This is a genomic window from uncultured Campylobacter sp. (assembly GCF_938018035.1).
In the GTDB taxonomy this organism is placed as follows: domain Bacteria; phylum Campylobacterota; class Campylobacteria; order Campylobacterales; family Campylobacteraceae; genus Campylobacter_B.
Genome location: NZ_CALIJF010000196.1, coordinates 1 through 20,847, shown reverse-complemented (window position 1 = coordinate 20,847; position 20,847 = coordinate 1). Strand labels below are relative to the sequence as shown.

At 48.9% G+C, this 20,847-nt stretch carries 19 protein-coding genes; 8 read left to right on the top strand and 11 right to left on the bottom strand.

Annotated features, from left to right (window positions below):
* Together Q0257_RS06015 and pta are read right to left on the bottom strand one after the other, a co-directional pair.
* Positions 1–1,210, bottom strand: a 1,210-nt coding sequence (locus tag Q0257_RS06015) for an acetate kinase (RefSeq protein WP_298022869.1), incomplete at its 3' end; no start/stop codon positions are given.
* Positions 1,210–2,808 (bottom strand): phosphate acetyltransferase, encoded by a 1,599-nt coding sequence (gene pta / locus Q0257_RS06010; RefSeq protein ID WP_298022866.1) that lies wholly within the window; start codon positions 2,806–2,808, stop codon positions 1,210–1,212. The genes Q0257_RS06015 and pta, both read right to left, overlap by 1 nt.
* Before the next feature lie 112 nt (positions 2,809–2,920).
* On the opposite strand from pta, the gene Q0257_RS06005 reads away from it, so the two are divergent.
* The 4 genes from Q0257_RS06005 to lpxD all read left to right on the top strand — a co-directional run bounded on the left by Q0257_RS06005 (position 2,921) and on the right by lpxD (position 7,279).
* Positions 2,921–3,676: a helix-hairpin-helix domain-containing protein gene (locus Q0257_RS06005; RefSeq protein WP_298022862.1), complete on the top strand. Its 756-nt coding sequence runs from the start codon at positions 2,921–2,923 to the stop codon at positions 3,674–3,676.
* 454 nt (positions 3,677–4,130) lie between these two features.
* Positions 4,131–5,825 carry an acetolactate synthase large subunit gene (locus Q0257_RS06000; RefSeq protein WP_298022859.1) on the top strand — a complete coding sequence of 565 codons (1,695 nt, stop codon included), beginning with the start codon at positions 4,131–4,133 and terminating at the stop codon, positions 5,823–5,825.
* A 1-nt stretch (position 5,826) separates the two neighbouring features.
* A complete protein-coding gene (ilvN, locus tag Q0257_RS05995; protein WP_297882007.1) occupies positions 5,827–6,297 on the top strand; it encodes an acetolactate synthase small subunit in 471 nt (156 codons plus the stop codon).
* Between the two features lie 31 nt (positions 6,298–6,328).
* Positions 6,329–7,279, top strand: a complete 951-nt coding sequence (gene lpxD, locus Q0257_RS05990) for a UDP-3-O-(3-hydroxymyristoyl)glucosamine N-acyltransferase (RefSeq protein ID WP_298022856.1) — start codon at positions 6,329–6,331, stop codon at positions 7,277–7,279.
* An 86-nt stretch (positions 7,280–7,365) separates the two neighbouring features.
* On the opposite strand, the gene Q0257_RS05985 is transcribed toward lpxD, so the two are convergent.
* The gene (locus Q0257_RS05985; RefSeq protein WP_298022853.1) at positions 7,366–7,593 is read right to left on the bottom strand and encodes a hypothetical protein; all 228 of its coding nucleotides are present in this window, start codon (positions 7,591–7,593) and stop codon (positions 7,366–7,368) included.
* A 57-nt stretch (positions 7,594–7,650) separates the two neighbouring features.
* Here Q0257_RS05985 and Q0257_RS05980 point away from each other — a divergent pair, with 57 nt between their 5' ends.
* Entirely contained in the window at positions 7,651–8,268 is a 618-nt protein-coding gene (locus Q0257_RS05980) for a Type 1 glutamine amidotransferase-like domain-containing protein (protein WP_298022850.1), read from the top strand.
* Positions 8,269–8,460: 192 nt separating this feature from the next.
* Positions 8,461–9,015, top strand: a complete 555-nt coding sequence (locus tag Q0257_RS05975) for a hypothetical protein (protein ID WP_298022847.1) — start codon at positions 8,461–8,463, stop codon at positions 9,013–9,015.
* A 956-nt stretch (positions 9,016–9,971) separates the two neighbouring features.
* On the opposite strand, the gene Q0257_RS05970 is transcribed toward Q0257_RS05975, so the two are convergent.
* The 6 genes from Q0257_RS05970 to Q0257_RS05945 all read right to left on the bottom strand — a co-directional run bounded on the left by Q0257_RS05970 (position 9,972) and on the right by Q0257_RS05945 (position 17,664).
* Positions 9,972–10,616: a hypothetical protein gene (locus Q0257_RS05970; protein WP_298022844.1), complete on the bottom strand. Its 645-nt coding sequence runs from the start codon at positions 10,614–10,616 to the stop codon at positions 9,972–9,974.
* Between the two features lie 106 nt (positions 10,617–10,722).
* A complete protein-coding gene (locus Q0257_RS05965) occupies positions 10,723–12,069 on the bottom strand; it encodes a CAP domain-containing protein (RefSeq protein ID WP_298022842.1) in 1,347 nt (448 codons plus the stop codon).
* On the bottom strand, positions 12,044–13,627 hold the full coding sequence (gene pckA / locus Q0257_RS05960; protein WP_298022839.1) for a phosphoenolpyruvate carboxykinase (ATP): 1,584 nt from the start codon (positions 13,625–13,627) through the stop codon (positions 12,044–12,046). The genes Q0257_RS05965 and pckA overlap by 26 nt, the downstream gene beginning before the upstream one ends.
* Before the next feature lie 132 nt (positions 13,628–13,759).
* Entirely contained in the window at positions 13,760–15,598 is a 1,839-nt protein-coding gene (locus Q0257_RS05955; protein ID WP_298022836.1) for a biotin/lipoyl-containing protein, read from the bottom strand.
* Between the two features lie 41 nt (positions 15,599–15,639).
* Positions 15,640–17,001, bottom strand: a complete 1,362-nt coding sequence (locus Q0257_RS05950) for a TRAP transporter large permease subunit (protein WP_298022833.1) — start codon at positions 16,999–17,001, stop codon at positions 15,640–15,642.
* A 93-nt stretch (positions 17,002–17,094) separates the two neighbouring features.
* Complete coding sequence (locus tag Q0257_RS05945; RefSeq protein WP_005871495.1) at positions 17,095–17,664, bottom strand: TRAP transporter small permease subunit; 570 nt, start codon at positions 17,662–17,664, stop codon at positions 17,095–17,097.
* Positions 17,665–17,760: 96 nt separating this feature from the next.
* Between Q0257_RS05945 and Q0257_RS05940 the strand changes: the two genes are divergently transcribed.
* Positions 17,761–18,390: a hypothetical protein gene (locus Q0257_RS05940; RefSeq protein ID WP_298022830.1), complete on the top strand. Its 630-nt coding sequence runs from the start codon at positions 17,761–17,763 to the stop codon at positions 18,388–18,390.
* A 1-nt stretch (position 18,391) separates the two neighbouring features.
* Here the strand turns inward: Q0257_RS05940 and Q0257_RS05935 are convergent, their stop codons facing one another.
* Together Q0257_RS05935 and Q0257_RS05930 are read right to left on the bottom strand one after the other, a co-directional pair.
* Positions 18,392–18,775, bottom strand: a complete 384-nt coding sequence (locus tag Q0257_RS05935) for a type II secretion system protein (protein ID WP_298022826.1) — start codon at positions 18,773–18,775, stop codon at positions 18,392–18,394.
* Positions 18,776–18,838: 63 nt separating this feature from the next.
* Positions 18,839–19,612 (bottom strand): 3'(2'),5'-bisphosphate nucleotidase CysQ, encoded by a 774-nt coding sequence (locus Q0257_RS05930; RefSeq protein ID WP_298022823.1) that lies wholly within the window; start codon positions 19,610–19,612, stop codon positions 18,839–18,841.
* A 149-nt stretch (positions 19,613–19,761) separates the two neighbouring features.
* Between Q0257_RS05930 and Q0257_RS05925 the strand changes: the two genes are divergently transcribed.
* Positions 19,762–20,448, top strand: coding sequence for a SapC family protein (locus Q0257_RS05925; RefSeq protein ID WP_298022820.1), 687 nt, complete (start codon positions 19,762–19,764; stop codon positions 20,446–20,448).
* The last annotated feature ends 399 nt before the right edge of the window (positions 20,449–20,847 follow it).

Sequence of the window (20,847 nt, the reverse complement as noted above, 5' to 3'; positions counted from 1 at the left end):
AGTCGATCTGCGCGGAGTTTTTGTTGATCGTATCGACCGTAGCTTCAGCGATCGCAAGTTCCTCGTTGGTAGGGATTACGAGCGTTTTGATTTTACTATCCGCCGCGCTTAAATTTCTAATCGAGCCGGTATTTTTGGCGTTTTTTGTCGCATCGATTTCGATGCCGATATGAGCGAGCTTCTCGCAGACATTTTGTCTAAAATGCGGTGCATTCTCGCCGATACCGCCGGTAAAGATCAAAGCGTCCACTCGCCCGAGCACGGCATAATACGCCCCGATCATCTTAACGACGCTGTACACGAGCATCTCAAACGCGAGTTTCGCGCGTGGCTCGCCACCCTCCATCTTTTCGTAAACCTTTCGCAGATCGCTTGCACCGCAGATGCCCAAAAGTCCGCTTTTTTTGTTCATTATAACGTCCATATCCTGCGCGTTGTAGCCCGCGACGCGCTCGATATATGGGATGATCGCGGGATCGATCGAGCCGCATCTGGTGCCCATGATGATGCCTTCAAGCGGCGTTAGCCCCATTGAGGTGTCGATGCATTTGCCGTTTTCTATGGCGCTCACGCTCGAGCCGTTGCCAAGATGTAGCGTAATGGCGTTGAAGTTTTCGTATTTTTTACGCAAAAATTTCGCTCCCATTGTCGAGACGAACCAATGCGACGTGCCGTGCGCGCCGTAGCGGCGAACCTTATATTTTTCGTAGAATTCATACGGCAGCGCGTACATATACGCATAAGGCGGGATGCTTTGATGAAAGATCGTATCGAAAACCGCGACGTTTGGAATTTTAGGAGCGATCTTTAGGCAGGATTTGATGCCTGCTAAATTTGCGGGATTGTGTAGCGGTGCAAGCGGCGCAAGCTCGGCGATTTTAGCCATTACGTCATCATCTATGAGTGCGGGAGCGTCGAAATAATCCGCACCCTGAACGATGCGGTGTCCGATACCGCCTACTTGAGTTAGATCTTTGATTACTCCGCTTTGTTTTAAAAGATCAATCGCGATTGCGATCGCGGTTTCGTGATTTGGAATTTGCTCGTTTTCAACTTTTATGCTTCGTCCGTTGGCGCAATTGATGCTTCCGCTTGCGTGCGTCGAGCCGATCTCCTCGATGAGCCCGCTTGCGATGCAGGCGTGATTTAGCATATCGTGGAATTTAAATTTAACCGAGCTCGAACCGGAATTTATGACTAGGATATCCATTAATTCTCTCCCGCTTGAATGGCGCTGATAAGTATCGTGTTTACGATATCGGCGACCTTGCAGCCGCGGCTTAGATCGTTTACCGGCTTTTTTAAGCCCTGCAGAATCGGTCCGATCGCCACAGCGCCTGCGGTGCGCTGAACGGCCTTATAACAGATATTTCCGCAGTTAAGATCGGGGAAGATAAATACGTTCGCATGCCCTGCGACTGCGGAGCCCGGCATCTTTTTCTTAGCGACTGCAGCATCGACTGCGGCGTCGAATTGCAGCGGTCCGTCGATTGTGAGCGCCGGCGCCTTTTCGCGCGCTTTTTGCGTCGCAGTTTTTATGAATTCCACGCTATCGCCGCTGCCGCTGTCGCCGCTGGAGTAGCTCAGCATCGCCACGCGCGGCTCAAGCCCGAACGCCTTTGCGGTCGCGGCGCTTGAGATCGCGATACCCGCCAGATACTCCGCGCTAGGGCTAGGCGCTACGGCGCAGTCGGCAAAAAGCAGAGCCTGCGTATCCAGGCACATTATAAACGCGCCGCTAACGCTCGCGATGCCCGGCTTGGTCTTGATGATCTGAAGCGCGGGGCGGATCGTCTCCGCAGTAGTCGTGCTCGCCCCGCTTACCATCGCATCGGCTAGCCCTTCATACACGAGCATCGTGCCGAAGTAGGTGCGATCGCGCACTAAATCGCGCGCCTGCGCCTCGCTCATACCCTTTGCCTTGCGAAGCTCATAAAGATCGCGCGCAAATTTTTCTAAGCTCGCATCCGTCTGCGGATCTAAAATTTTAACGCCGCTTAGATTGAGCCCCAGCTCGCTCGCGTTTTTTTGCACTTCGTCTTGCCGCCCTAAAAGGATCAAATTTGCCGCACCGCTTTGCTTTATAATTGCAGCTGCGCGCAGAATTCTCTCATCGTCGCTTTCGGGCAGTACGACGGTTTTAACGTTCGCGCGAGCCTTGGCGTAGAGCTTGCTTTCAAATTTCAACGGGGTTAGAATTTCACAGCGCGTGGAGTTTGCGGCGTCAGTGAAGTAGCTTTTGTCGGCAACGACTTTATCAAGCTCTATCGCGCCGCTTTGGCAAGCGGAATTTTCGTCGTGAAATTTTGCGCCCTTTTCGCAGGCAGAATTTTTGCCGCAAAGCTCCAATTTTTTAGAATTTACACCCTCTTGTGCAGGTCTTAGCGCGGAAAATGAAATTTTATCCTCATATATGCTGGCAAAGCTTACCGCTTTGGCCGCAGCGATTGCGCGCTCGCCGATGCGCGCGGCAATTTCGTTAGGATAAAATCTGCAAACGGGGATATTTAGATCCTTGGCGATTTGTAAATTTAGCTCGCGCATATCGGCTCCCGCCGCGCCGCGAACCAGCACAAAATTACACTGCTCTAAAATCTGCGCAAAGCGCTCTATCGCCGCCTTTCGCACGCGCTCATCCTGCCCGTTTGCGAGCGCTTTTTCAAGCTCGCTTCTGCTAAAAAGGGCATTGTCGCCAGCGATGCAAAGTTGCAAAACGTTGTGAAAGCTCATGGATAAAATTTTATCTAGTTTTTTTAGCTCGGATTGGTAGGCGGCGGGTTCGTCGCATAGGAGCAAAATTCCGTTCATCGGTTGATCCTTTGAAATAAGATAGGCAATTGTAGCAAAATTTTGCTTGCGTGTTAATCAAAGATTTATCGTGAGGGTTTAGAATTTGGTAACTTCCAACAAAGGAGCGCACATGAAAAATTTAGTGATTTTGGCTCTTTTAGTGAGCCTCGCCGCGGCGAAAATCAACATAAACGAAGCTAGTCGCTACGAGCTGATGACGATCGGCGGGCTTGATGCGGGTAGGGCGGATATGCTTATGCAATACCGCCAAAAACGCGAAATTTCAAGTGCAGATGAGCTAAAGGGTATCAACGGCTTTGCAAGTTACGATACTGCTAAACTGCAGAAGAGCTTTGAAATATCGCCTAGAGCTAACGTGCAGCAGCCGGTGCAGCCTGATCGCGACATAGTCGTGGTCGAAAAGACCCGCACCCGCACGGTTTACGGAGGCTCCACTTATAGACGCGTGGAAAATTACGGAAACGGCATCACTATTACCGAAACCGGTACTTTTCCGCCTCCACCTCCACGAGGATATGATAGACGCGGCGGCATGCCGCCTCCTCCGCCACCCCCACCTCCTGGTGGTATGATGCCGCCACCTCCTCCGCCTCCTGGCGGTATGCCACCACCTCCGGGAGGTATAAAACCACCTCCTCCGCCACCGCCACCTCCGCGTGATGATTATTCTCGCAGGAGAAGTTCTGGCAGTATGAGCGATAGCGAGATTGGCGGAAGCTCGCGCCGTAACATGCCGGTGCCTATGCATATGGGAACGATCCGCTCGAAAAGATCCAGTAGCGTCACAAGCTTCGGCGACTGCGATCCGCAAAGCGGCAACTGCGCTAGTGTAGGCGTAGGCGTGCAGGTAGATAGAGGATTTTAAAATTTAATTTTATGCGGGCGGAATTTTAGAATTTTATAATCGAGATTCCGCCCGCCCTAAATTTACGGCTAAATTTTAAAATTTTGGTAGTGTAGAATTTAAAATTTACGCTGGCGTCGCTCCACGCTACGATAAAATTTCAAAAAATTTTGTAAATTTAATCGAGCCTCGCATGGCAAAATTTCAAGCTAAAATTTTACGTTAAAACTTATACGCCGCGTTTGGTCGAAACAAATCCGCACTTTAAAATTTTAAATCCGAATATCCCGTCCGTTTTAAATTTATGGCTAAATTTTAAATTTGCCTTTTCTACTCTCGCTAAATTCTGAAATTTTGCCCTGTCTGCACCGCTATTAAATTTGAAATTCGACCCGATCTACCGCCTAAAATTCGTGAAATTTAATTTACAAAATAATATAATCACAAAATTATTCCAACGAAACAGGATGGGCGTATGAAAGAAATTAGCGGATCGCAGATGATCGTGGAGGCGTTGCGGCAGGAGGGGGTCGAGGTTGTTTTCGGCTACCCGGGCGGCGCGGCGCTTAATATATATGATGCAATTTATAAACAAAAATACTTCAGACACATTTTGGTGCGCCACGAGCAGGCCGCGGCGATGGCTGCGGACGGATACGCGCGCGCTAGCGGCAAGGTCGGCGTGGCTGTCGTCACGAGCGGTCCTGGATTTACGAACGCGCTTACGGGGCTTGCTACGGCGTATAGCGACAGCATCCCGATCGTGCTTATCAGCGGCCAGGTAGCGACCTCGCTCATCGGTACCGACGCCTTTCAAGAGATAGATGCGATCGGAATTTCGCGCCCCTGCGTCAAGCACAACTATCTAGTTAAAACGATAGAAGAGCTGCCTAGAATTTTAAAAGAGGCCTTTTATATCGCTCGCAGCGGCAGACCTGGACCCGTGCACGTTGATATTCCCAAAGACGTAACGGCGAAGCTTGGCATTTTTGAATATCCTAGCGAAATCAAGATGCAAACTTACAAGCCGAATTATAAGGGAAATTCTAAACAGATCAAAAAAGCCGTCGAGTTAATCGCAAGCTGCAAAAAGCCTATCCTCTACATCGGAGGCGGCGTCATCAGCGCGGGTGCTAGCGAGCTGGTTCGCGAGCTTAGCGAGTTTGCGCAGATCCCGGTCGTGCAAACCCTTATGGCGCTAGGAGCCGTGCGAAGTGACGATAAAAACTGCCTCGGCATGGTAGGAATGCACGGCAGCTATGCCGCAAATATGGCGCTTAGCGAGTCGGATCTGATAATCTGCTTGGGCGCGAGATTTGACGATCGCGTCACGGGTAAGCTTAGCGAATTCGGCAAAAACGCAAAAATCATCCACGTCGATATCGATCCTAGCTCGATTTCAAAGATCATAAACGCGGATTATCCGATCGTGGGCGACGTGAAATCGGTGCTAGAGGAGATGCTGCCGCGCATCAAAAGCGAGGTCAGCGCTGCAAATTTCGAGCAGTGGCGCGAGCTCATCCGCAAATACGATGAAATTCACCCGCTTAAATTTAACGACAGCGATGAAATTTTAAAGCCGCAGTGGGTTATCCAAAGCACCGCAAAAATCGCGGGCGAGGACGCTATCATCGCTACGGACGTGGGGCAGCATCAGATGTGGGTCGCGCAGTTTTATCCGTTTTGCAAGCCGCGCACTCTGCTAAGTAGCGGAGGGCAGGGCACGATGGGCTACGGCCTTCCTGCGGCATTGGGCGCGAAGGCTTATGCGGGAGATAGACCGGTTATAAATTTTAGCGGCGACGGCTCTATTTTGATGAATATCCAAGAGCTGATGACGGCGAGCGCGAGCGGTCTAAACGTCGTAAATATCGTATTAAACAACAATTTCTTAGGCATGGTGCGGCAGTGGCAGAGCCTGTTTTACGGGCAGCGTTTCTCATCGACCGATCTTAGCTCGCAGCCTGATTTCGTAAAAATTGCGGGGGGCTTCGGCGGCGTGGGCTTTAGCGTTAGCACCAAAGCGGAATTCGAAGATGCGCTGAAGCAGGCTCTTGCGAGCAAAAAGGTAAGCGTCATCGAGGCTAAGATCGATCGCTTCGAAAATGTCTGGCCGATGGTGCCCGCAGGCGGCGCGCTTTATAATATGATTTTTGAGCAGGAGTCTTAGGATGAATAGCATAAGAAGAGTAATATCGGTCGTCGTTACCGATGAGCATGGCGTTTTGTCGCGGATCTCGGGGCTTTTCGCGGGGCGCGGCTATAATATCGACAGCCTCACCGTTGCACCGATCCCAAATACCGGTCTATCGCGCCTTAGCATCGTCACTTCGGGCGACGAGCGCGTCATAGAGCAGATCACTAAGCAGCTTCATAAACTGATCCCCGTCTACAAGGTCATCGATGATGCAAAATTTGTCGAAAAGGAGATGGTTTTGGTAAAGATCGCGCTGGGCGAAAATTTAGCGGGGCTTGACGCAGTTTTAAAAGCCTACAACGGCAGTATTGCAAACAGCGACGACAGCAAGATCGTCATCATGGCGTGCGACGACGCAGACCGCATCGACGGATTTTTAAAGACGATAAAAAAATACAATCCGATCGACGTCGTCCGCGGCGGCAGCGTCGCGCTGGATATGTAAGCGGCGATAAAATTTAATCAAAGGAGCGCAAATGAAATTATCTAAAATTGCTGAAATTTTAAATATAGAGCTTAGCGGAGCGGACGCGGAGATTACCGCGATAAATTCGCTTCAAAACGCAAGGCAAAGCGAGCTGAGCTACTGCGATAGCGACAAAAACGAGAAATTTTTATCCGCCACCAAAGCAGCCGCCGTGCTGGTAAAGTGCGGCACTGCGGTTCCAAACGGCGTGCGAGCGTTGGAGTGCGAAAACCCGCATCTAGCCTTTGCGATCTTAAGCGCGCATTTTGCCAAGCCGCTCATTCGCAGCGGCACGCCCGCAAAGATCGCCGCTAGCGCGCAGATCGGGCAGAACGTGCATATCGGCGTAAATTCCACGATCGGCGAGGATTGCGTCATTTCAAGCGGCGCGTATATCGGCGATGACGTGCATATCGGAAGCGGCTGCGTGATCCACGCAAACGCCGTCATCTACAACGACGCGATCATCGGCGAGCGCTGCATAATCCACGCAAACGCCGTTATCGGAAGCGACGGCTTCGGCTACGCGCACACCAAAACGGGCGAGCACGTTAAAATTTATCACAACGGCAACGTCGTGCTGCAAGACGAGGTTGAGATCGGCGCGTGCACGACGATCGATCGCGCGGTATTCGGCTCGACGATCGTTAAGCGCGGCAGCAAGATCGACAATCTCGTTCAGATCGGGCACAATTGCGAGCTTGGGCAAAACTGCCTCATCGTCTCTCAGGTGGGACTTGCGGGCTCGACGACGCTTGGACGCAACGTCGTGATGGGCGGACAGAGCGGCAGCGGCGGGCACGTAAGCGTGGGCGATTTCGCTCAGATCGCGGCGCGCGGCGGCATAAGCAAGGATCTGGCGGGCGGCAAAAACTACGCAGGGCATCCTATAATGGAGCTTAGCGAGTGGTTCAAGCTGCAGGCTAAGATCGTTAGATTTTTTAAAGATAAAAAGCACTAGGCGTTTTGCCTTGGTTGATTAGATCGATTGGCTTGATTTGATCGTTTTGATCGTTCGCTCTGATCGACTCCTCTAGCTAGCTTAATCTAGCAGGCTCGCGTCGTTTCAGTGAAGTTTAAAATCGCCAGGCAGTTGGCGATTGTGGAGTGATTTGCGCTGCGTTCGGTTTTTGCATAGTTTGCAAACTGCTGCGGCGGTAAATTTTGCCCTTTTATTGACAGAATTCCGCCCGCGCCGTTTTTTGTCGTGCGCTTGCTTTGCGGGCGCGGTAGAATTTGATCTACTCGTTTTGAAATACGTTTGTTCGCAGTCATTGTGGTCAAGCTTTACGAGCGCTTTAAATCAGCGCAAATTCAATTAAAGGAAAAACAATGATAGAGATGTTTTTATGCTCCTATTTTGCGGGTGCGGCGACGCTTTTTGAGGACTATGCGAGGCAAAATATCAGCGCTAAAGAGGTACTTTTTATCCCGACCGCCGCAAACGTAGAGGAGTACCGAGACTACGTGGACGAGGCGAAAGAGGCGTTTGCCAAAATGGGTTTTGAGGTTCAAATTTTAGACGTTTCAAAAGCGAGCGAGACCGAAGCGAAGGCAAAAATCGGCGCAGCGCAGGTGCTTTACGTAAGCGGCGGCAACACCTTTTATCTTTTGCGCGAGCTTAAAAAGAAAGATCTTGCTAGCCTCATCGCAGATCGCGTCCGAAGCGGCAAGCTCGTGTACGTGGGCGAGTCGGCGGGCGCGATGATCGCGACGCCTAGCGTGGAGTACGCGAGCGCGATGGACGATGCGGGAGACTACGGGGCTGCGGCGCAAACGGGGCTTGATCTGGCGAAATTTTACCCAGTGCCGCACTACGGCGAAGAGCCGTTCGTGCAAAGCGCAGCCGAAATTTTAAAAATTTACGGCGGCAAGCTAAATTTGGTGCCGATAAATAACGCCGAAGCGATCGCGGTGCACGGCGATAAATTTAGGGGCGCGGCGCTTTAAGAGCGTGCTAAATATAGAAAAACGGCGCTTTAAATTTTACGCGCCAAAGCCTGTATAAAATTTTAAAATTTAAAAACGGCGGCGGCTGAAAGGCAAGCCGAAAATGCGGCGGCGAGCTAGCTAAATTTAACAGCCGCTAGCGCTAAATTTAAAAGCAAAAGCGAGCAAATTTTATAAATTTAAGGAGCGTTTATGGAGTATTTCAAACCGTTTTTCGTAAAGATCGCAGGCCGCGCTAGAGATGATGATCACACGAGCGCGCATGAGCAGATCATCGCACCGCTACTGCAAAACGCGCTCGCCGCCTATGTCTACAACGGACGCAAAGATAGCATCGTGGGGGCATTCGGTAGCGTGGAGCACCCGCTAAACTTGAGCGAGTTTAGTTTTCTCGTGCGCGAGCGGGGCAAATTTCGCCTCGATCTCTCGCGCGAATGCGTAAACGGCGCCGAAATCTTTTGGAACGCTTGCAGCTTTAGACGCGGCTCGGTTATTATTTTGCTCGAAGGAGAGTTTGATTTGGCGCCTATTTTACGCCGCTGCGCCGAGATAAGCATAGACGAGACGCCAAATATGGGCAACAGCCCAGCGGCGACCAAGCTTGCCAAGCGCGCGATGAGCGAGGGGCGGATCGCCGTACTTTTTAGCGCTTCGAATGGGATAGAATGGATGGATATCTATGCGCCAGGTGCCGTGCAGGATAAAATTTTAAAACTTGCCGATGAGATAAATGGGGACGAGATTTAAAATTTAGTCACAAAAGCTAGAGATATGCGTATAAATTTCGGCGTGTAGCGAGAATTTTAAGACACTAGGCGTTAAATTTAAGTAGTAAGAGCATAAAAATAGAAGCGAGGCAATATAAGAAAAAATATGAATGAAACCGCGCTATAGGCAGGCTATTGAGCTAGCTGGCAAAGCATCTTTCATAGATACGAAAAGCTTGGCGCGTAGATTTTAAAATTTACGGCGGACGGGCAAAGCACTTGCCGCAGCTGTGCAAAGCTCAATCTACATTGAAGCAGGCGAATTGCAAAATGTTCGCAAATTTATTCGCCTTTTTGCAGTCTGAGCCGATTGCTGGCTTTCTCTAAATTTTAGCTCAAGAAAGCAAAATACGCTCAGCGTGGGCTTTGCCGTACGGCGTCGCTTTTTAGATAAATTTAAACCGCGCTGTGCTTCGGATAAATTTCAACCATGCGCCGCTTGGGATAAATTTTAAAAATCCCGCACCGCATCAAACCACTCCTGCGTTTTGCTCTGCGGTATCTCAAAGCGCGCATTATCAGCTATCTGGCGTACCGCCACATAAGCGTCCTCGCGCTCAGGCGTCTCGATATTCGGTAGCTTATTTATCGCGCCTACGAGCCCCTCTACGACCGCTCTTGCTTCGCGCTCGCAGCTTGCTTTTTTGATCGCTTTTAACGCGGTTTTGTAGGCGCGGCCTTGCCGTTTTTGCCCTCCCAGTTTGTAAAGGGGACGTTAAACTCGCTCTCAAACCACGCCTTTTTGCGCAGCTACGCGACGGCGGCGTATCGAAACTCACGCGTTTTAGTAAGCGCGGTAAGCTCCTTTTTAAGCGCCTTGCCTGCGTCTTGCTCGACATTCCACGCGATAAAATAATTAAGCCCCTCCACGAGCTAGGCGGCCCGCTCAAATCGCGGCAATATCTTATCTGGATGGAATTTAATCCCTCAAGCTCGCTAAGGACACGCAGGTTGCAGACGGCGCCGTTTAGACTGACGCTTTTTTAGCGCGGAAAACTGCAACAAACTCTCGCAATCAAATGGCTCGCCGCAAACGGGCGCGTCTATTTCTATGCGCTCTATGCCTGCCAGCGCCGCAAACACCGGTAGCTTAAACGGCTCCGCGCCCTCGGCGCCATCCTCGCGAAAGCAAAAGGAAACGTCTTTAAGTCCGCTCGCGTCCTCGATCGTAAAATTTTCTGCCTTGCCGTAAAATTCCGCCTTGCGCGTATCTGCGCCGAGTCGAACGCAAATTTTAAAGCGATCGCAGTCTAGGCTTAGGCGGCGGATGTGAGCCTTGCTAAGATCCAGCGAGACGTCTTTTTGCAGCGCCCAGAAAAAGCTCTCTATCTCACGCTCCTGCGACCACTGCGCAAAACCCGCGTCGTTGCCCGCGTAGTAGAAAAACCTGGGCCAATGCCCGCCGGCCGGTATTTGCATGCCGTCAAATGCGCTCCACGAAATGGGCGTATCCGCATCTACATAGGCATCGCCGTAGCCCTTAGGCGTGATACTAAAGCTGCCTTGCCCCGCGGGGATATCCACCTCATGGCTATTTTCGCCCATTAGCGAAATATAAAATTTACCTTCATTTTTTGTCATGATCTATCCTTTTGTCTGCCTTTTGCAAGCGGTGCGTCGCGTCTGCAAAGCAAAACCCCTAGCCTGTAAGCGGGCATTGCGCCAAATAGCCCTCCCGCACCCGTCATCACCGCTTTCTTGCTAAAAGATAAAACAAAATGATCGCTGCTAAAACCACCGCGATTGCGGCATAAATTTTACCCATGCCGCCGTAGCTTTTGGAGTCGTCGTTTAAATACAGATTTATTATTGCACCGTTGTCTGTCGAAATTTCAAGCTTCGCGCCCTTTGCGCCGTTTAGCTTTACGCGCAGCATATTTGCCGCGGGGCTTGAAATTTCGGGCTTATCCATAAAAGAGTAGCTGGTTTTGTAGCTTTTCATCAAATCGTTGCAGTCTTTGGGGGCTACGAATATATCGTAAAACGCGCCGTTTTTCACGCTCAAATTTTCTCCGCCTTGAACGACGAAGTATCTAAATTTAGGTGCCTGCGTGATAAACTCCCACCGCAGCGTCTTTTGCTTCCCGCCCTGCTCGTAATTAAACTCCGCGCCGTATTTGGCGTCGAATTTAAAAACATCTCTGCTGAAAAGCACGAACTGCCTATCGCTTAAAATGGCGTTAGGATCGGAGTTTTTGTCTAAAATTTTAACGTTTTGAAGCTCCCTGCCGCTTTCGTAAATTTTAAAACTTTTCATCGTTACGGGCGGCCCCTCGGCATTAAACTCCACGCTTACGGGGTTTGCGGTGATTTTGCACTCGGGCATGGGATCGGGAATTTCGTTGCTAAAAAATGCGAGCGCGGGCTCGTCGTTCGGGTAGTATACGTAAGGGCGCGAGTTCAGCGCGGTGGCGCCTTTGAACTTATCCTCCCTCATCCGCAGCGTTTCGTTTTTACACATCCCAAGTAGAAATTTGCCGCTTCCTTCGTCGTTTAAATTCCGCGAGCAAAAGGCGTTGAGACGCGAATTTCCCATCTCAAAAACGTAGCTACTTTTTTTGCCGTGCTCAAAATAGCCGATGCCGATCTCATCCGAGGCGAAATCCAAAAATGCAAATCTATGGTAAATCGCGCTGAGTAACCCATCGATCGCGCTTTTTAGATCGCTTGAATTATAGGATAAATTTTCCCTCACGACGGCATTATAGCCTGCGTAAAAAGCGCGCTTTGACGGATTTTCGCCCGTAAAGCCCTGCTTGCCAGGGGCTTCGTCGTGCGACATCGCCTCGTTTGCGACGACATATTTTGCGTGATTAAGCGCAGAGATATTTAAAATTTCATTCTGCGAAAGCTGATTTAGCCCCGATTTTGCGCGCACATTGTTGATGTAGCTTAGTGGATCGTCGTAAAAGGAAAAGCCGCTCATCGCAACGAGCGGCTGTTTTAAATTTGAGGGGGTGTTTTCGCATGCGGCAAAAAGCGCGCAAATCGCCCCGAGACCCAGAAGCCTAAGCCGCAGGGCCCGCTTTAGCAAACTCGACCCCCTCTTTTACGTCCTCGTAGCGTTTAAAATTCTCTTCAAACATCTTTGCAAGCTTATCGCGCGTGATCTTATATTCCGCCGGGTGCGTCCATGTATTGATCGGATTTAGCAGCTTCGTCTCGACGCCTGCTAGCTCTTTTGGGATCGCAAGGTTAAATTTCTCGAAATTTTCAAATTCGCATTTTTTGATACTGCCGTCTAGGATCGCGTTTATGCACGCGCGCGTAGCTTTGATACTCATTCGCTTGCCTACGCCGTACGCGCCGCCGCTCCAGCCGGTATTTACCAGATAGACGCTCACATTATGTTTGTCGATCTTTTCGCCTAGCAGCTTAGCGTAAACGGTCGGGTGCAGCGGCATAAACGGCTCGCCGAAGCACGCGCTAAAGGTCGCCACCGGCTCGGTGATACCGCGCTCGGTGCCCGCGACTTTGGCCGTATAGCCACTTAGGAAATAATACATCGCCTGCTCTTTAGTAAGCTTTGCGACCGGCGGCAAAACGCCGAATGCGTCGGCTGTTAAAAAGATGATATTTTTCGGATGGCCGCCCGCAGAGCTTGGCTCGTAGTTATCGATATGATAGATCGGGTAGCTAACGCGGGTGTTTTCGGTCTTGCTGCCGTCTTTGTAGTCCACGACGCCAGCCTCATCTGCGACCACGTTTTCAAGCAATGCGTCGCGTTTGATCGCGGCGTAAATTTCAGGCTCGCTGCTCGGGTCTAAATTTATGCACTTCGCGTAGCAGCCGCCCTCGAAGTTAAATATCCCCTCATCGTCCCAGCCGTGCTCGTCGTCGCCGATTAGCTTGCGGTTTGGATCGGTTGATAGCGTCGTTTTGCCCGTGCCGCTTAGGCCGAAAAACAGCGCCGTGTCGCCATCCTTGCCTACGTTTGCCGAGCAGTGCATCGACATCTTGCCCGCAAGCGGCAGCCAGTAGTTCATCATCGAAAAAATTCCCTTTTTCATCTCGCCGCCGTACCACGTACCGCCGATAACCGCGACGTTTTCCTCTACGTTAAAGATAACGAAAACGTCGGAGTGCAGCCCGTCGCTCGCGTAATCTTCGTTTTTGCATTTGCACGCGTTGTAAACGACGAAATCGGGATGAAATTCCGCTAGCTCGCTCTCGCTTGGGCGGATGAACATATTTTTTACAAAATGCGCCTGCCACGCGACTTCGGTTACGAAACGCACGTTTTTGCGGCTGGATTTGCTAGCGCCGCAAAATGCGTCTTGGATAAAAATTTCCTTGCCGCTTAGCTGGGCTTTGGCTTTGGCTAAAAGCTTATCGAAAAGCTCTTTTGGGATGGGCTGATTTATCTTGCCCCAAGCGATGTATTTTTGGCTCGGATCTTGTTTTACGAAGTACTTATCCTTGGGGCTGCGACCCGTAAAGATGCCGGTATCGACCATAAAGGTGCCGTTGCTTGATACGCGTCCCTCGCCCATCGCCTTTTCAAGCTCGAAAAGCTCGTCGTAGCTTAGGTTGTGGTTGATTTTTTTGATATTTTTAAGACCTAGTTTATCCAGATCGTTCGGAGTTGTCATTTTGCGTCCTTTTTAAATTAAATTTTGATAAAAGATTGCGCTATTATAGCTTAAAATTTAGATGAGCTCGCTTAAGCACCGAGGATGATCGCCATGAAATTTAGGCGGAAGCGCCCGCCTAAATTTTAGAGCTTATCTTAAAATCGCGAGCACTTGATCGGCATCGACCGTATCGCCTTGGGCGACTAAAATTTTATCGATTACGCCGTCACGTGGGCTTTCGATATTTATCTCCATCTTCATCGCTTCAAGAACGATGACATTCTGCCCCGCCTTAACGGCGTCGCCTTCCTTTATTAAAATTTTAAATACGTTACTAGGAAGCGTCGCTTTTATATCGTTATCGTCCGTACCACCTCGCGCGTCAGCAGTGGGCTGCTCGTGGGCAGAGCCTTGCAGCTGCGGCTTTGCAGGTGCCGAAGTATCGAAGCTGACGTCGTATCGATCGCCGTTTACGAGCACGTTTTGCCCGGCAAATTCTACGCTGTAAATTTTACCGTTAATCTTAACGTCAAATTTGCCGTTTTTAGAAATACCGCTTTGATGGCTTGCGGCGGGCGCTACGTCCTCTTTTTTGCGGCTCATCACCTTGCCCTCGCCTTTTAAAAACGCGATACCCTTTTCTTTGCACGCAAGCGCGATAAATATGTTCTCCTCGCTAGGCTCGATGCCCTGCTCTCGTAAAATCTTCTGCGCATACGCGACGCTCTTGCTCTCGTCGGTATCGGCGATATCTACGGCGTGTTTGGTCGTAGGCTGTAGTCCCAGCTGCTCCGCCGCCATCTTAATCACGCCTTCATCCGGCTTAACGGGCGTTTTGCCAAAATAGCCTAACACCATCTTGCCGTAGCCTTCGGCGATCTTTTTCCACGGGCCGAACATTACATTGTTAAACGCCTGCTGGAAATAAAACTGACTGACCGGAGTCACGCTCGTGCCAAAGCCGCCCTTTTCGACGACCTCTCGCATAGCCTTGATGACGGCTGGAAATTTGTCTAAAATTTTATTATCGCGCATCATCTGAGTGTTTGCAGTAAGCGCGCCTCCGGGCATTGGGCTAAACGGAATGAGTGGGCTTACCTGCGTAGCCTCGGGCGGCATGAAGTAATCCTTCAAGCACTCGCCCAAAACCTCTTCGTATTTTAAAATTTTCTCTGCATCCAGGCCCAGGTCGAAATTTTGCCCCTTCGTCGCGTGCAGCAGCGTAAGAATGTCCGGCTGGCTCGTACCGCCGCTTACGGGATGCGCGGCAAGGTCGATGCCGTCTACGCCCGCAACGAGCGCAGCCTGGTAGCATGCGACGCTAACGCCCGCCGTCTCGTGAGTGTGCAGGCGAATATGCACGCCGTCGCCTAAAATTTTACGCGCGCGCTTGATCGTCTCATAGACCTTCTGCGGGCTGCTGGTGCCGCTTGCGTCTTTGAAGCAGACGCTGTCGAACGGGATCTGCGCGTCTAAAATTTGACGCAAAATTCTCTCGTAAAACGCCGCATCGTGCGCGCCGCTGCATCCCGGTGGCAGATCCATCATCGTAACTACGACTTCGTGTTTAAGACCGTGACGATGTATGCACTCGCCGCTAAATTTTAAATTTTCCACATCGTTTAACGCGTCGAAATTTCGAATCGTCGTCGTGCCGTGCTTGGCAAAAAGCTTGGCGTGCAGATCGATGATCTCGCGGCTGCCTGTATCGAGCGTGACGGTATTTACGCCGCGGCTAAGGGTCTGCAGATTCGCCTCAGGTCCCACGATGCTTCTAAATTTATCCATCATCTCAAAGGCGTCTTCGTTTAGGTAAAAATACAGGCTCTGAAACCGCGCGCCGCCGCCGAACTCAAAGTGCGTGATGCCCGCGTCTTTTGCCGCGCTAACGGCAGGCAGGAAGTCCGCCATCGCCACGCGCGCGCCGAAAACTGACTGAAATCCGTCGCGAAAGGTCGTATCCATAACGTCGATAAGCTTTTTAGCCATTTTTAGCTCCTAGGTTAAATTTAGCGTGAATTTTAATATTTCTAGCCTAAAAAAGCTTTTAAACCAAAAACTCCCGGAAAGATTGCGAGCGTTAATAGCACTAGAATTTGCAATAAAATAAAAGGCAGTACGCCCTTGTAAATATCCGTGGTATGGATTTGCGGCGGCGTCACGCCCTTTAAGAAAAATATCGAAAATCCAAATGGCGGCGTCATAAACGACGTTTGTAAATTTACAGCGATTAAGATCGCAAACCACACGGGATTGATATGCAAAGACTCTACTATCGGCAAAAGTATTGGCAAAATGATATATGAAATTTCGACATAATCGAGAAAAAATCCAAGCACTATGATAACTACCATCGTAAGCGCGATAAATCCCCATGCTTGACCAGGCAGATTTTCCATAAAATTTTTTACGACCTCATCTCCGCCCGTGTAAGAAAAAATCATCGAAAATGCCGTGGCGCCCATCAAAATCATAAAAACCATGCCCGAAATTTTAGCGGTATTTTTTAGCGCGTCATAGATCAGCCTAAACGAAAACGTGCGGTATAAAACAGCTAGCGCTATCGCACCCAAGCAGCCTACCGACGAGCTCTCCGTAGGCGTAGCGATGCCCGCAAAAATAGATCCCAAGACGAGCAAAATCAGCACGAGCACCGGCACGACGTTTTTAAGCGCGATAAAAATTTGCTTTGATTTGCTAAGCCCCTCTAGCGGCGGAACAGGCGGCGCATAATCTTTGCAAATATATGAAATAATCGCAATATAAATCACGTAAAAACCCACTAACACGAGTCCAGGAATAATTGCTGCAGAGAAAAGATCACCCACAGAGACCGAAAGTATATCGCCTAAAATAATCAGCACGATCGAAGGCGGGATAATCTGCCCAAGCGTGCCCGCAGCAGCGATAGTGCCGGTAGCCAGCGGCTTATCGTAGCCGTATTTCATCATCACGGGTAGACTGATGACGCCCATAGCAATGACAGTCGCGCCCACGATGCCCGTCGTAGCCGCAAGTAACGCGCCTACCAAAACGGTGCTGATCGCCACGCCGCCTCGTACGCCGCCGAATAAAAATGCCATCGACTCTAATAAACGCTCCGCAAGACGAGTCTTTTGCAAAATCATACCCATCAAAATAAAAAGCGGCACCGAAATTAGCAGCTGATTTTCCATAATCGAGTAAATTCTATTAGGCATCAGTGAAAAAAACTGTCTGCTCATATCCTCGAAAGCTTCGGTTAAAATTTCAAAGCCCTGCGCGTAATCCCACGCCTCACTAAGTCCGTAGATAAAGCCGAAAATCACAGCCACGGCGCCGAACGTAAACGCAACGGGAAAACCGAGTAACAGCATAAAAAGCGCTGCCGCAAACATCACTATGCCTATCATAGCTCGCCACCTTTTATCTTGCCGTGGCAAAATTCCGCCCAAGCGCAAAAAGTGTGAAATTTATAGAATTTTAAATTTAAGCTCATTTTGCCCTCACACACTCTGTGCGCCCGAAGAATTCCCACTAAGAAATTCCGAGCCTTTGTTTTCCCTAACATCAAGCAGAGCGTTAATGTTTTTAATCAAAAATCCAAATGCGTAGATAAATAAAAACGCGTAGCTAAGCGTGATTGCGGACTTGATGATCCAAAGATGCTGCATACCACCGGGATTGGCGCTGGCCTCATGGCTCGTATAAGCCTCGCTTACATAATCGATCGAAAAGAATGCCACGAGCGCCACGAAAGGCAAAATGAAAAATATCGTACCTAAGATATTTATGAGCGCTTTTGCAGTGGGACTAAATTTTTCGTAAAAAATATCCACGCGAACGTGGGCGTTTTCTTTGAGCGCGTAGGTCACACCGAATAAAAACATCGCCGAATATAGCCACCACGTAAGTTCTTGCATAGCGACGGAATTTGCGGCAGGAAAAAGATAACGCGCCACAACATTGTAAAAAACGACTATAACTAAAAGCGCCAAAAATACGATACTCAATACGCCTAAGATATTTGCGAACGCATCAAAAGCTCTTTCTAGTCTGCGTAAGAAACCCTTCAAAATTTTACCCTCTGCTTGAAATTTTTGCTATGAAAGCTGGAATTTTAGCAAAAATATCTGCAATTTATTATAAAATTATGCGCGGAAAGGATTTTTATGATTTTAAAATTTCAAAACAGATACTCTAAAAGATTTCTCGCCTTTTGCGCTATTTGGGCGCTTTTTTGGCTAGCATTTTCATATTTTTTCTTGCAAAAATTCCTTTTTATCTATCCGGAAAGCTTTAGCATTCACGTGAGATTCGCGCTTTGCACCGTAGCGCTAGGAGCGGTGATTTTAGTGGTTTGCGGCAAGGACGTTTACGGCGCAATCTGTGGATATGCGGTGTGGTTTTACGGCGCGGCGCTGGGCTTCGTATCGTCATTAAATTTAGCTAAAATTCACACGGTACTGCGAGGGAGCGGAGATATGAGCGGGATGAGCGGCTGTGGTGGAGCGGTGAAATTTTTAAATTTTGATCTAAGCGTAGTGCCAATTTTTAAGCCATTTAACAGCTGCGCATTCGACGTACCGGCGGTGCCAACCGATACAATGCTAGACGGACTGCAAGCCAAACTAACGGCGCTTTATAGCGGAGGCTGGTATCTATTCCCGGCAAGTAAAAGCGTGGATCTGGCGCAATTTTGGAGTTTTATCTTTATATTTTTCGCAATTGTTTGGATGATTGGAATTTTGCTTGGATTTTTGAATAAAAAGGCGTGGGATTTAAAACCCCACGCAAAATAGGTCATTGGACGATAATAAGAGCATTTGAGCTATAGATATTATCTATATTTTTAAGTCCCGGCATACTCCATACCCGATCACATAAGCCATCTCTGCCTTTGGTCAAGGTCACTTGCTCCTTGTTGTCGTACTTGTATGTGGCGCAGATATCGCCTTTAACCTTTATAGGATTTGGCACATTCATCATCTGTGAAAAATCCTGGTTATATTCACCTTGCGCCGTATAGTAGCCCACCAAATCGTTGAGCGATGTAGCTACGTTATGCGCCGTCCTTACAACCTCTGCGTCATCGCGTGTAGCTGCTAGTCTTGGAATGGCAATTGCCGCCAAAACACCTAAAATCACGATCACGAAAATTAATTCGATCATAGTAAAGCCCTTCATGTTTTTATCCTTTGATAAAAAATTTTTGGATTTATATTATAGAGCGTTTACTATAAATTTAACTTAAAAGTTCTTTGCGAATTCTAACATTTCAGATAAATTTTTCATCGCATTCGCGCCGACCGCCAAATAATGGTTATTTATCAGGCTTTTTCCGTTATAAAGAGGCGCCTCCATCGTCTTTAGATCTACCACCACTCCGCCGCTTTGATGCAGCAAAAAATCCCCAGCGGCGATGTCCCAGAGCGAACAGTCGCTAAATCTCGCATACGCGCTGGCGCCCCCCTCGGCTAAAATACAAAATTTTATCGCAGAGCCTTTGCACATTAGTTGCATTCCAAATTTCTGCGCAAATTGCACGTATTTTGCGGATCTGCTATAGTGCCCTTGCATGAAGATTTGCGGCGCGCTAGTGGGGCGAGCGAGCAGTACGCCGTTTTTATAAACTCCGCCGCCATTTGAGCTATATATATCGCCGCTTATTGGTATGCTGATCACTGCTAAAATTGGGCGCCCACGCTCGATCAACGCGATGCAGACGCAAAACTCGCCGTTGCGCGCGATAAACTCCTTCGTGCCGTCCAGCGGATCTATCAGCCAAAATCTCTCCTCGCTCATGCGCCGCTTGCTATCCAGCACGCACTCTTCCGAGCAGATCGCGATACCGCTAGGCTCCAGGGTGCTCATTATTACATCGTTTGCCGCAAGATCGGCATTCGTAAGCGGCGATTTGTCCGCTTTAACAAAGACGTCGAATTTGTCGTAATTTTGCATTATCGCGGCGTTTGCCTTTTTTGCGGCGTCCTCAGCAAGCGCCAAAAGCTCATCTAAGCCCACTTTTGCTCCTTAAATTTAACGGTGATTCTATCAAATTTAAAATTCCAAACGTCTAAATTTATGCAAGCAAAAACAGCCGAAATTCCAAAACCCTTTAGAATTTTAATATTCTTTTTTATATAATTGCTAAAATTTTTTAAAGGACCAACATGACCCCAGTCGTATTAGATAGCGTTAAACACGCGGATTTGAAGTATCACGCAGACGCATTTCCCACCGCGCCTTTCGTGCCGGTTATCGCGCCGGAGATTCCGTTTTGCGCGGACAACCTCGTTATCGTATTTACTATCGAAAAAGAGCCCAAAATGGTGGCGCTGCTAGGGCGCACCAAAAACGTTCTAATCGATAAGGATTATAAGGGAGCAGTGCCTTCCTCGGTGCAGAATTATCCGTTTTTCCTAGCCCAGATCGGCGAGCAGACGGCGATCTGCTTCGACAAAGACGCGCAGCAGATAAAAGGCGACGGCGAGGCGCTTTTTAAAGACGGCAAGCCGACGCCGTTTTTACAAAATTTAAAAGAGGTGATGAAAAACTACGCCGATTTGGATATGCGCACGCGCGTTGCGGCGGCGGAATTTCAAAAGGCGGGGATTTTAGAGGCCAAAGAGCTCGGCATCAACTCTAGCGGCAAGGAATCGTCTCTGCTGAACGGCTTTTCGGTCGTAAATCGCGAAAAGCTTTTGAAGCTAAGCGATAAAAAGCTCGCGGATTTCGCGCGCCGCGGATATCTGGAGTTAGCGTATTTCCACCTAAAAAGCCTTGCAAATTTTCAGCGCTTAGGCGATAAGATTATGCAGCTTGACCCGCCGATCGCGCCGAAAGAAGCGAAAAAATAGACGTTTTCGCCTCTTAAGTAGCTCATAATTTTTAGAATTTAATGTCGCGGATTTATAAAATTTGCAAAACTTACGATCGTTTCAGGGCTTGAAGTTGCCATAACCGCATGCGAGCTTGAAGCCCTAGGAAGCTTTATTCGCGGCTAAACTAAATGCACCGCAAATTTAGTCCTAAAATTTTAGCATAGGGTTTTATAACAAAAATTTTGCAACAACACAGTATGCAATATTCCACGCTTAAAATTTCAAGCGAGAAATTTTACTATAAAATTCTATTAAATTTAAAATTTAATTTAAGTAGATCAATTTATAAAATTTTATCCACACTGCCTAAAACTTTAGTTTTAAATTTAATCCTGCTCTTGCGCTGAAATTTTACTCGCGATTTATAAAAATTCC

What these genes read in the sequence shown, in the direction of transcription:
- Q0257_RS05955 (WP_298022836.1), bottom strand. Translation starts at nt 15,598, where the DNA reads ATGGCTAAAAAGCTTATCGACGTTATGGATACGACCTTTCGCGACGGA.
- Q0257_RS05940 (WP_298022830.1), top strand. Translation starts at nt 17,761, where the DNA reads ATGATTTTAAAATTTCAAAACAGATACTCTAAAAGATTTCTCGCCTTT.
- pta (WP_298022866.1), bottom strand. Translation starts at nt 2,808, where the DNA reads ATGAACGGAATTTTGCTCCTATGCGACGAACCCGCCGCCTACCAATCC.
- Q0257_RS06005 (WP_298022862.1), top strand. Translation starts at nt 2,921, where the DNA reads ATGAAAAATTTAGTGATTTTGGCTCTTTTAGTGAGCCTCGCCGCGGCG.
- Q0257_RS05980 (WP_298022850.1), top strand. Translation starts at nt 7,651, where the DNA reads ATGATAGAGATGTTTTTATGCTCCTATTTTGCGGGTGCGGCGACGCTT.
- ilvN (WP_297882007.1), top strand. Translation starts at nt 5,827, where the DNA reads ATGAATAGCATAAGAAGAGTAATATCGGTCGTCGTTACCGATGAGCAT.
- Q0257_RS05925 (WP_298022820.1), top strand. Translation starts at nt 19,762, where the DNA reads ATGACCCCAGTCGTATTAGATAGCGTTAAACACGCGGATTTGAAGTAT.
- Q0257_RS05935 (WP_298022826.1), bottom strand. Translation starts at nt 18,775, where the DNA reads ATGAAGGGCTTTACTATGATCGAATTAATTTTCGTGATCGTGATTTTA.
- lpxD (WP_298022856.1), top strand. Translation starts at nt 6,329, where the DNA reads ATGAAATTATCTAAAATTGCTGAAATTTTAAATATAGAGCTTAGCGGA.
- Q0257_RS05970 (WP_298022844.1), bottom strand. Translation starts at nt 10,616, where the DNA reads ATGACAAAAAATGAAGGTAAATTTTATATTTCGCTAATGGGCGAAAAT.
- Q0257_RS05985 (WP_298022853.1), bottom strand. Translation starts at nt 7,593, where the DNA reads ATGACTGCGAACAAACGTATTTCAAAACGAGTAGATCAAATTCTACCG.
- Q0257_RS05975 (WP_298022847.1), top strand. Translation starts at nt 8,461, where the DNA reads ATGGAGTATTTCAAACCGTTTTTCGTAAAGATCGCAGGCCGCGCTAGA.
- Q0257_RS06000 (WP_298022859.1), top strand. Translation starts at nt 4,131, where the DNA reads ATGAAAGAAATTAGCGGATCGCAGATGATCGTGGAGGCGTTGCGGCAG.
- pckA (WP_298022839.1), bottom strand. Translation starts at nt 13,627, where the DNA reads ATGACAACTCCGAACGATCTGGATAAACTAGGTCTTAAAAATATCAAA.
- Q0257_RS05950 (WP_298022833.1), bottom strand. Translation starts at nt 17,001, where the DNA reads ATGATAGGCATAGTGATGTTTGCGGCAGCGCTTTTTATGCTGTTACTC.